This is a genomic window from Parabacteroides sp. CH2-D42-20 (genome assembly GCF_003670185.1).
GTDB classification, from domain to species: domain Bacteria; phylum Bacteroidota; class Bacteroidia; order Bacteroidales; family Tannerellaceae; genus Parabacteroides; species Parabacteroides distasonis.
Map to the genome: position 1 here is coordinate 1 of NZ_RAYG01000055.1, position 10,885 is coordinate 10,885.

Below are 10,885 nucleotides of genomic sequence, written 5' to 3' on the forward strand. Positions count from 1 at the left end.
AGCGTGGGTGTCTGCACCCTGCCCAGCGAGAACACCCCCTGCCCGGCGGCTACGCTCAACGCTTGGGTGGCGTTTATTCCTATCAGCCAGTCCGCTTCGCTGCGGGACTTGGCAGAGAGGTAGAGGTTATCGTAACGCTCTCCCGGTTGCAGGTTTTCCAGCCCCTCACGGATTGCCTTGTCGGTAAGGCTGCTTATCCACAGGCGCACAAAGGGCTTGGTACAGCCCAAATAGTTATAGATGTAACGGTGTATCAATTCGCCCTCACGCCCGGCATCGGTGGCGACAATAATCTTGTCGCACTGGTCGAACACTTCCTTTATCACTTTCAACTGTTTCAGAACGCCGGGGTCTGCCTTGTAGCCTTTCTCCGCTTTCACCTGACGGGGGATTAGCTGGAAATCGGGCGGCAGTATGGGCAGGCTCTCCCGGCGGAAGTTCGCCACGCCGTAGGCTTCCGGCATGGCAAGCTGGATTAAGTGGCCGAACGCCCATGTCACCATATACCCGTTGCCGGAAAGATAACCGTCATTACGCTGGGTCGCACCGACGATGCGGGCGATGTCCTTTGCCATGCTGGGCTTCTCTGCTATCAATGCAATCATAATTCTTTACTTTTTAAGGTGGGTACTACATTTTCATTCCTCTGGACTTCTTGGTTTTGTCCGCTTTCAGGCTCTTGTCCTGCTTCTCTTTCTGCTTGGCGGTGGGTTTGTCCTGACCCTGTTTCAGCGGCTCTTTGCCCTGTTTGGTGGCTTCGTTGGTCTTGCCCTCCGAATTGACCGCTACCTGCGTCCGGCTCTCGGTGGCGGGGGTAACGTCTTTCGGCTGCACCTTGTCGGGAGATTTGCCCTGTGCGCCGGGCTGCACATGACCGTTGAACTCAACGCCCTTGCCGTCCTTTAACCCGGCTACCTGCTGCTCTGCGGGCTGCTGTCCCTGCTGCAAGAACTGGACGGCAGACCTCGGCAGGAACTCCAAGCCACGCTCCACCGCGCTGACCTGCAAATAGGCACTGCGCTTCGTGCCGTCCCTGAATTGCAGGTTTTCCATTTTCACCGCTTGCCCGGCTTCAAAGGCGGCTTTCTGCTCCGGGCTGACTTTCACGCCGCAAATGGTGTCGGGGCATTTCCACTTGTCAGCCCGCATATACTCCAGTTCGTGCGTGTACCTGTCCCGGCTGACGAACACGGGGATTTGCTCGCCGCTTTTCGGGTCTTTGATTTCAGCGATGCCGCCCAAGTTGCCAGTGCCTTGCAAGTTGCCCTGTTCCTGCTTGGTGAACCCGTGTTCATGGAACGGGCGTTGCAACAGTTTCTCGTCCTGCTGCACGCCGTGCAGCTTGGGTACTACCGTGCCGTCCTTAGCCTGATAGAAAGACAGCTTGACATCGGTAGGTTTGAGGTAGAAGCCGCCCACCGTTCCCGAAACGGTGTAGGTGTTGCGGGACTTGTAGCCACGCATCACCCGGTCGAAGTCCCTCGTGTTTTTCAGGGTGTCGGCGGTGATGCCGACTTTTTTCAGGTTCTCCCAGTCGATTTTTGCCGGGTCGAAGCGGTAGCCCTGCTTGAACTCGTGGAAGTCGGGCTTCGGAACTCGAAGCATTTCAGCCCGCTTGTCACCCTCCGGTGTCGGGTTGCGGTGGTTGTCCTCGATTGCCTTTGCGTTCTGCTCCGCTTCGGAAGCCTTGACACTGAACAGTTCCAGCCCGGAAGTGTCCTGGAACTTGCGGAAGAAATTGGAAATGAAATTGCTGAACACATCGCTGTTCTTGTCCACCTGCATGAACTCGCCGCCGTGTTTCGGCGGCACGGTCTGCAAATTACCCTCCTTGTCGATACCCTTAACGGCACTCACCTTGCCCTGCTGTTTATCCAAGACCAGCAGCACGTCTTTTTCCTGCCCCTCTGCGGGCGGGGTCATTCTGTTTGCCATAAATAATTGGAATTTTAGTGGTTACGGGAATAGTCCCGCCCAAAGGTAGCGACTAAATATGCTATATTTGGAAGGGCGGCAAGGGCTGTCCGAATTTGTCCTGCGGTGTCCCGATTTGTCCGGGTGGGATGAAATTCCGCAACCATTGGTTGCGGAATTGAAAAGGGCATAAAAAAAGAGAGTGAATGATTTCACTCTCTTTCGATGAACCCTTTGTGAACCCTTTTAATGGTTTTTCAAATACTTGTTAAACAGGAAGTTCTGCATTTTATAAAAGCAAAAACATTCAATTATGAACCCTTTGTGAACCCTTTAAGTGTATAATGAGTGCCTTTTCCTGTTGTTCCTTGTATTTCCAGCCAGTTATCCAGTTGCGACAAAATTCGATAAGCAGTAGTTTTACTGGTATTTAACAAATTCTGCACATCTGAATTATTTATACTCCCATTTTGGGCGGCATACTCAATAATGGGTATAAACCTTTCATCCACTCGCTGCGCCAATAGCTGCGAACGTATATCGGTATAATAGGTAATCATCAGACCGCTTAACATTTCAAGTTTGGGCGGCAACAACTTGTATGCGCTGACAGCTTCCAAGATGCGCTTGTAGCCACGTCCCCAGCTTTCAATATCCCCACTTCTGAAAAAGGCGTTGGCGATTAGCGGGTTATAGGGAGAGGACGGGTGGCTTTCAAAAAGTTTTTCGGTCGTCCAGCTTTCCGGCAACTGCCCGGCGTTCCAAAAGGTGATATGGTCGGGAAACACGCTAATCTGAATGGGTACGGCACTGGCATAGTCTTTATGTGCCACACAATTCATCAGTGATTCCCTAATAGCTTCCACCGGGAACTGCGGTGTTTCACGCCGGGAAATGCCCTCGTATGAAATGCGGTAAGTCAGGTATTTGGTCTTTATCAAATCCATTGCCTTATCCACCTGCTCCATTAAAGAGCCGTGAACCTCGTCCTGAAACTCCAAGTTACCCTTATCATCCCGGAAGAAACCTATCTTGATATAAGCCCCGGTTACAAACCGTTCCGGGTCGGGGTGGAACAACAGCAAGGCGGCACGGGTCGGGCGGTTGGTTTGGGTGTCAATCAGCCGCAAATCGTGCAGCAAATTTTCGGTAGTATCTTTCAACACATCTTCGTCCACACGACCGCTTCTCGCCGCTTCCTTGCGAAAACGGTCTAATGCGCTGGTGGAAAGTTCCTCTATGCCTGCCCACTCTATGGGAAACTCGTCCCAATGCCTGCCAGTACGTTGCAGGATAAAACGGTTCAACGCCGCACCTTTCAACTCCTGTTTCGTGCTGCCGCTGCGATAGTGGTACTGACCTTTGTAATTGATAGGATTGGAATAAGGCGGCACGTCAATCTCGATATATTTCAGCCCGTTTTCTTCCAACAGGTTCACGTCCACGATGATACCCAGCACGTCACGCACTTTGTTCGGTATGTCCTCCAGCAGTTTGTCGGCATCGGCAACGCCGACTACTTTGCCGTTGTCATTCATACCTATATATATCTTGCCGCCTGTGGCGTTGGCAAAGCCGCATATCCATTTCAGATACTCGTCACGCCAGCTTTCTTTCCATTCCGTATTTTGGTTTTCGTTCATAATCATTTCTTTGTCTGCAAAATTAGTAAAAATACTGTCTGTCAGGAAAGAATATCGGTTATTCTTCCTCTTTTATAAGGTGGCATAGCTCCGGGTCGTTCTTAATCCGGGTTATCTCGTCCTCGACAATCTGCCGGACTTCCTGACGGATGCGGTCATAATTGGCTTGTATCTCCTCCTGCATCCGGTCGTTGCTGTCCTTGTCGGCGAAGTCGATTATCTGCGGCAGCTTCACGTAACGGGCGGTTTCCCTCTTCACCTTTTCATTGTCCACCACGATTTCACAGTGGAAAATCTTCTGCTCTATCCGTTCATCGAAATTGTCCGCCACAGCACCCACGAACATGCCTTGCGTGAGGTTGGATATTTTGCTGGCGGGTATCAGGCTGTCCATTTGGGTGCTTATCGAGGTGGACTTCTCCCGCTGGTTGATTGTCATGCTCTGCCGTTTCTGCAACACCTTTCCGAAACGCTCCGACAGTATTTTTGCCGTTTCACCGACCACCTGACCGCTGAACACGTTGCCCACAGTATTTTGGATTACCCGGCTTTCCTTGTCCCCGTAATCACGGGTAAGCTGGCTGTAATCCTGAAAGCCCAACAGAACCGCAACCTTGTTGCTTCGGGCGGTGGCAATCAAATTATCCAACCCCCGAAAATATATGGTCGGTAATTCATCTATTATCACCGAACTTTTAAGCTGACCTTTCTTGTTTATCAGCTTCACTATTCTACTGTTATATAATCCCAGTGCTGCCGAGTAGATATTTTGGCGGTCAGGATTGTTGCCGACAACCAGTATTTTAGGCTCTTTCGGGTTGTTGATGTCCAGTGAAAAATCATCGCCCGTCATTACCCAGTAAAGGGCGGGTGAAATCATCCTTGAAAGCGGGATTTTCGCACTGGCTATCTGCCCCTGCAACTGTTCAACTGCCGAACTTTCCCAAGCATCCACGAACGGGGAAAGGTAGTTTTCCAGTTCGGGATAACTGCGCAAAATAGTGAATACATCGGCGTATTTCTTGTTCAACAGTTCAATAGCATGGGGGAACGTGCAATACTTCCCGCCCTGATAGATACGCAAGTACCAAATAATGGCTGCAAGTAGAATAATCGGGCTTTCCACGAAGAAATCGCCCTGCTTGCTTATCCAAGAGCGATTGAGGTTAAGCATTATCGTGTAGCTGGCTTCGTAGGCATCCGCAATATCCGACATGAAGCTGGCGTTTATCGGGTTGCATCGGTGGCTCTTGCGTGGGTCGTCAAAGTTGATAACGTAAAACTTAGGCTTTACCTTGTAGCCGTCTAAGTGGTTAAGCAAATGATTGTAAGCGATTTCCGAAAGGTCAGGAAACTTGTAATCATAACAATAGAGTGCAAAACCTTTCTCGATTTGCTGTTTGATGTAACTGTTTACCACCGCATACGACTTCCCGCTACCCGGTGTTCCCAGTACAAGGCTGGCACGGAACGGGTTCACGACATTTATCCAGCCATTATTCCATTTCTTCTTATAGTAGAACCGGGTAGGCAGATTTACGGAATACTCGTTCTCGATAAGCCTTGTTTCCTGCTGGAAACTTTCGTTCTCGGTATTAAAGACATCATCCATGAGGTTGTTTTTCAACAACCGGGACATCCACGTACCCGCCATGAGCATACAGATATAGCCCGCCGATAGCGTAACGATATAAAACACGGCATCCGCCGTATGTGGCAACGGCAGTTCCAGCATCCACCAGTTCAGGAAAAACAACACGACACCAGCCGCAAGGCTGCAATGTATCTTCGTCCACGTTATCTTTTCCTCTTTCACGCCCTTAGTGCCGATGCACGACAGGGCGAGGAACACCACCGAAAAAAGTTTCGTCCAAAGGGCGGACGAGAACAGCCCGGTGGTACGCTGGAAGTTCCACAGTATCTTATCTATCACCTCAAAGGTCACTCCCCATTCTTTCAGGGTGGAGTAGCAGAACCAGTACACGTTTATTCCCACGAATAGAATACTGATAGCCCGCATAAAGTCCATGACCCGTGCAAGCCCTCTCAAATCATCTTCCTGTTGCATGATTGTAATGTTTTTTAAGTTAGTCGATGCGCCTTGTGCGCTTCTTTTTCTTCTTCTTTCTCTTTTGGCGGGCGGTGTCTTGCGGCTCGTCACCGCCTGATGCACCGCCGCCCAGCAATCCGCCGAAAGCTCCCAGCACGGAAGCCACGCCCGGAATGATGTCGGATTTCGGCGTGAAGCCCGGCTGTTCCTGATGCGTGGGCTGGTCTTGCTGCGGTGCTGACACTTCGGGCTGGTGCATCTTTCCGGTTTCGCCCGAAAAACGTTCGTTGAACACGTTCGCCGAATACTCCTTGCCCAAGCGTGAACCGTTCAGCACCACCCGGCTGTCGTGGTCGATGAACGTAACGCCATAGATGCGCCCGCTGTCATTCTGACGGAATACCACGTCAATGCCCTGCTTCTTTAGCTGTTGTTCCAGTTCCTTGCGGCTGCGGGTGGTCTGCATGGCAGTGGCTACAATCTTCCGGGTGCGCTCTTTCAGTTTCCCGTTCCTGATTGCTTCGCCCGATTTCTCCATTCTGCGCTGCACCGCTTCATAACCCACCGACTTGCCGATGCGGGAAGCCTTTACCGGGTTGCCCGCCTTTTCTCCCTTGTCGTTCATGGCGGAATAGACAATGCCCTGATAGGGCTTGCCGTTCACTTCACCCTTGACTTCCTCGGCGCACACGTTGTAAGCGGCAAGCAAAGCCTTGTACTCCCCGAACGACTGGAAGCGGTAGCCGTAGCAAGCCGCTTTCACGGTATTGCCGATTTGGTGCTTCACGTCCCCGGCTGCATAGTCCACCTTTTTAAGTTCCGGACGTTCGGCACGTTCCTTTCGCTCTGCCGGGTGCAGCCCGTATTTCTTTTCCAGTTCACGGGTGATTTGCTTGCTGCGCCGATGCTCGAACCTGTCATTCAGCGGCTTGCCGTTCTCGTCCACCCGCAACCCCACGATATGGATATGGTGGCGGTCGATGTCGGTATGCTTGTACACCAAATAAGGCTGGTCGCCATAGCCCAACTTCCGCATATACTCTTTGGCAATGTCGGAAAGCTGCTGGTCTGTCAGCACGTCTTCCGGGTGCGGGTTTATGGAAATATGAAGTATCGGCTTCTTGGTGGATAGCTGGACGGGCATCTGCATTTCAAAGCTGCGCATACACTCGCCGATAGAGAAATTCCCGTCCTCGCTTAACAGCATCCGGTTGGAGAAAAGCACCTTTGCTTCTTCACTATCCACCTTGTTTTGGTTATAAGCCAGTGCGCCGAACATATTGCCGCCCGTGCTTATTTTGGCAACCATAGTTCCTTGCATTCATTGGTTAATGTAATAACTTGGCGGTTCAGTGCCGCCAGTTCGGTGGTCGCTTTCTCCAGTTTATAGAGAAAAGCCAGTGCCTTTTTCTCCGAAAAATTGCTGTGCAACGCCTTTACAACTTGATTGTAATTGACCGCTACCGCCCGGAACTGGGCATAAAATTCGGTCAGCCGGGCGCAATATTCTACTGCCGATTTGTCCACTTTCACCACCCGGAACGGCTCGCCGAACAGCCGGGCGGCGATGAAACGGGACTTGCTCGTGACACCCGACTGCTCCCACTGCGAGAGGAAGCGTGCGTTCTCCCGGTCGTTCAGGTAAAGGACATGGCGATGCTTCGCCGGGTCTGCGAGGGCGGGGCGACCGCCCTTGTTGGTTCTTCTTGTTTCCATACTTCTTTGGATTAAAAAATTACGACTTCGGAGTGATTTTTACCCCCGCAAGGGGCAAGGCGTTTTCAGGCACGGAAAACGGTTTTGTAGCATACAAAACACACCTTGCTATTTTCTGACGAAAATCGAAATCCGTCACGGACGGATTGGGGTTAGCGTGAAGCGGTAAACCCTGCCGTTCACCAGCCCGGTTTTACACCTGCGCCCCCGGCGGTTCGTTACTCCGCTGCAAAGTAACGGCGATTTATAATGCTGTAAAATAGGCAGTTGGTGGACAAATCGGGACAGCACAGGACAAATCGGGACAAGGTTTTCAGGGGACGTTTTTTCTCCCTTTTTTTGCATCGGATTTCAAGATTGAAAGAAATATTCCAATCAGGAAAGAATGATTGAAAGCATGATTTCAAGAAAGCATGATTGCAGGATTTCAATATTTCAAGAAAGAATGAAAGCAGGAAAGCAAGATTGAAATAAAACAGTCTTTCAATATTTCAAGATTGCAACATGGAAAGAATGAATGATTGAAAGCAATAAATAAATCAACCAATAATGAACGAAAGCAATATGGAAAACGAGAAAACACCCCTTTATGTCGCCTTTTCCACCCAAAAGGGCGGGGTCGGCAAAACAACCTTTACCGTGCTGGCGGCGAGTTACCTCTACTATCTCAAAGGCTACGATGTGGCGGTGGTCGATTGCGACTACCCGCAACACTCCATTGCCGGGATGCGAAAGCGGGATGCCGAGCAGGTCGGGGCGGATGAAGATTACAAGCGAATGGCGTATGAACAGTTTACCCGGCTGGGGAAGAAAGCCTACCCGGTACTGTGCAGTTCGCCCGAGAAGGCGATTGCAACGGCTGACGAATATATAGCCGCCGGACACGTGCCGGATATTGTCTTTTTCGACCTGCCCGGCACGGTGAACAGCGAGGGCGTGATAAACTCTCTTGCGGGCATGGATTATATTTTCACCCCGATTTCAGCCGACAAGGTAGTGTTGGAAAGCAGCCTGTCGTTCGCAATGGCTATCCAAAAGCTATTGGTGAGGAATGAAGCCTGCCGACTTGCCGAGCTGTACCTCTTTTGGAACATGGTGGACGGGCGGGAGAAAACAGACCTTTACACCGCCTATGACAAAACCATTAAGGAACTGGAACTGCCGCTGATGAAAACCTTTATCCCCGATACCAAACGCTACAAAAAGGAACTGGTGGCGGATAGAAAGGCGGTGTTCCGCTCCACGCTCTTTCCCGCCAGCCGCCCGCTGGTGAGGGGAAGCAACTTGGAAGAACTGATAACCGAAATAGTGTACTACATCAAATTACAATGATATGGCAAAGCAAAGCGGCGGGATGCCGAAGATAGACGAGGATTTCATGAAAGAACTTATCTCGCAGGGCGTACCCGCCAAGCGGGAGAGCCAGCCGGATGATGCACCGCAGCCCGGCGGCGAAACGGAAACCGCCCACGAGGGACGGCAGACTGAAACGGTGCAAGTAGAGAAACCGACACCCCGCAAGCGCAAGGGCGGTTCGGGTGACTACCGGGAAACCTACTTTCAGAAAGTAGAACTGGCAGACCGACAGCCCTTGTATGTAAGCCGCACCACGCACGAGAAGCTGATGCGTATCGTGACGGTGATAGGCGGTCGCAAGGTGACGGTAAGCAGCTACGTGGAAAACATTCTGCTGCGCCACTTCGAGCAGTACCAAGACGAGATAAACACCCTGTACGAAAGCCACTTCCAAAAGCCTGTCTGACTATGGTAATCTATTGCATACTTACCGGGCTTTTGGTGTACTATATCGCCCTATGGCTGTGGTATCGCTACACGGACAGCCGGACATCACCGGGCAGAACGGATGATGCACCGCTTCCACGAAACGGGGTTTCAGGCTACACGCTGATAGGTGAAAGCCGATACAAGGGCGGACTAATCGGGACAGCGCAGGACAAATCGGGACACCTCCCGCAAGCGGTTGAAAATGATACTATTTTTGCGCCGCAAGCTGACGGACAGCCGGAAGAAACGCCCGGTTACGAGAATGACGAACCCGACTACGAGGACGAGGAAATAGCCGGGTACATGGACGGTGACGATGATACCGGGCGGGCTACGGGCGTGAGCTTTGACGAACTGGGCGAAGCGGTACGCACGGCGAACGCCGACAACCCCACCGAAACGGAGAAACGGCAAGCCGCCGGGACGCTGGCAAGCATTGAGGGGACGAACCTCTACGATGCGGTGGTGGAGAACATCAACGGCGGGCTGGCAAAGGTGGCGGAACTGCTGGGACGCAACGAAGCGGAACTGGCTACGGCTGCCGTCCCTGCCGAAGCTGGCGGTACAAGCAAGGAACACGAAGCGTTCGACATGAACGATTTCCTATAATATAATAATGTGTAACAATATGAAGCAACGTGATTACGGTTGATTGGCAACCTGAAAACCAAACAGACAAACGGGACTATCCCCGACCACTAAAATTTCAAATTATTCACCAGCCGGGAAAGGCGGACTTCCCACCCGCCGCCCGGCATTAAAAACAAATCACAATGAGAAAGAGAATCTTTTTGTCGGCGGCTATACTTGCCGCTGCGGTAAGTGCCTACGCACAGGGCAACGGGCAGGCGGGCATCACCGAAGCCACGAACCTAATCACAGGGTATTTCGACCCCGGAACAAAACTGGTGTACGCAATCGGGGCGGTCTGCGGCTTGATTGGCGGGATAAAAGTATATAACAAGTTTTCGAGCGGCGACCCCGACACCTCAAAGACCGCCGCCAGTTGGTTCGGGGCGTGCATCTTCCTGATTGTCGCCGCCACTATCCTGCGTTCGTTCTTCCTCTAAAAAAGCGGCAATGTCTGAATATCCGGTAAACAGGGGTATCGGGAAGCCGGTGGAGTTCAAGGGGCTGAAAAGCCAGTACCTCTTTATCTTTTGCGGCGGCTTGCTCGCCGTCTTCGTGGTGTTCATCGTCCTGTTCATGGCAGGCGTGAACCAGTGGATATGTATCGGTTTCATCGTGTCGGCTTCGCTGCTGCTCGTGTGGCAGACGTTCCGGCTCAACGCACGGTACGGCACGCACGGGCTGATGAAAGCAGCCGCACGCAAAAGACACCCACGCTTCATTATCAGCCGAAAGGCGATACCCCGGCTGTTCAACTACAAAAGAAGAAAGGAAGAAAGAACATGAGGAATACATTAAAGGCTACCACACTGGAAAGGAAATTTCCACTTTTGGCGGTGGAGAACGGCTGCATCATCTCAAAGGATGCGGACATAACGGTGGCTTTCAGGGTGGAACTGCCCGAACTGTTCACCGTCACCAGTGCCGAGTACGAAGCCATACATTCGGCGTGGTACAAGGCAATCAAGGTGCTGCCCGACTACTCCATAGTACACAAGCAGGACTTCTTCATCAAGGAGAACTACCAGCCCGACACGGAAAGGGACGAGCTTAGTTTCCTGTCCCGGAGTTTTGAACGGCATTTCAATGAACGCCCGTTCCTGAACCATTACTGCTACCTGTTCCTGACAAAGACGACAAGGGAGAG

Annotated in this window: 11 protein-coding genes and 1 pseudogene; 6 read left to right on the forward strand and 6 right to left on the reverse strand. The window is 51.7% G+C overall.

All coding sequences use genetic code 11. The features are described from left to right. The 6 genes from D7V92_RS21145 to mobA form a co-directional block, all read right to left on the reverse strand. Positions 1-605, reverse strand: a 605-nt coding sequence (locus D7V92_RS21145; protein WP_233572888.1) for a toprim domain-containing protein, incomplete at its 3' end; no start/stop codon positions are given. 25 nt (positions 606-630) lie between these two features. Next, positions 631-1,935: a DUF3945 domain-containing protein gene (locus D7V92_RS21150; RefSeq protein WP_121737270.1), complete on the reverse strand. Its 1,305-nt coding sequence runs from the start codon at positions 1,933-1,935 to the stop codon at positions 631-633. Positions 1,936-2,225: 290 nt separating this feature from the next. Beyond that, positions 2,226-3,557 (reverse strand): RNA-binding domain-containing protein, encoded by a 1,332-nt coding sequence (locus tag D7V92_RS21160; protein ID WP_121737268.1) that lies wholly within the window; start codon positions 3,555-3,557, stop codon positions 2,226-2,228. Between the two features lie 58 nt (positions 3,558-3,615). Further along, positions 3,616-5,625 (reverse strand): conjugal transfer protein MobC, encoded by a 2,010-nt coding sequence (gene mobC / locus D7V92_RS21165; RefSeq protein ID WP_121773721.1) that lies wholly within the window; start codon positions 5,623-5,625, stop codon positions 3,616-3,618. 19 nt (positions 5,626-5,644) lie between these two features. Then, positions 5,645-6,916 carry a conjugal transfer protein MobB gene (mobB, locus tag D7V92_RS21170; RefSeq protein WP_121773722.1) on the reverse strand — a complete coding sequence of 424 codons (1,272 nt, stop codon included), beginning with the start codon at positions 6,914-6,916 and terminating at the stop codon, positions 5,645-5,647. After that, positions 6,901-7,323, reverse strand: coding sequence for a conjugal transfer protein MobA (gene mobA, locus D7V92_RS21175; protein ID WP_121737541.1), 423 nt, complete (start codon positions 7,321-7,323; stop codon positions 6,901-6,903). Before mobA ends, mobB begins: the two co-directional genes overlap by 16 nt. A gap of 549 nt (positions 7,324-7,872) precedes the next feature. On the opposite strand from mobA, the gene D7V92_RS21185 reads away from it, so the two are divergent. The 6 genes and pseudogenes from D7V92_RS21185 to D7V92_RS21210 all read left to right on the forward strand — a co-directional run. Then, positions 7,873-8,655 (forward strand): ParA family protein, encoded by a 783-nt coding sequence (locus D7V92_RS21185; protein ID WP_121773723.1) that lies wholly within the window; start codon positions 7,873-7,875, stop codon positions 8,653-8,655. 1 nt (position 8,656) lies between these two features. Continuing rightward, positions 8,657-9,085, forward strand: a complete 429-nt coding sequence (locus D7V92_RS21190) for a DUF3408 domain-containing protein (RefSeq protein WP_121773724.1) — start codon at positions 8,657-8,659, stop codon at positions 9,083-9,085. Positions 9,086-9,087: 2 nt separating this feature from the next. After that, positions 9,088-9,717, forward strand: coding sequence for a hypothetical protein (locus D7V92_RS21195; protein WP_121773725.1), 630 nt, complete (start codon positions 9,088-9,090; stop codon positions 9,715-9,717). Between the two features lie 164 nt (positions 9,718-9,881). After that, positions 9,882-10,178, forward strand: a complete 297-nt coding sequence (locus D7V92_RS21200) for a DUF4134 domain-containing protein (protein WP_121773726.1) — start codon at positions 9,882-9,884, stop codon at positions 10,176-10,178. A gap of 10 nt (positions 10,179-10,188) precedes the next feature. Further along, positions 10,189-10,413, forward strand: a pseudogene (locus D7V92_RS21205) (DUF4133 domain-containing protein); the annotation flags it as partial. Beyond that, on the forward strand, positions 10,338-10,885 hold a 548-nt coding region (locus tag D7V92_RS21210), incomplete at its 3' end, for a DUF3875 domain-containing protein (RefSeq protein ID WP_370036683.1). The pseudogene D7V92_RS21205 and the gene D7V92_RS21210, both read left to right, overlap by 76 nt.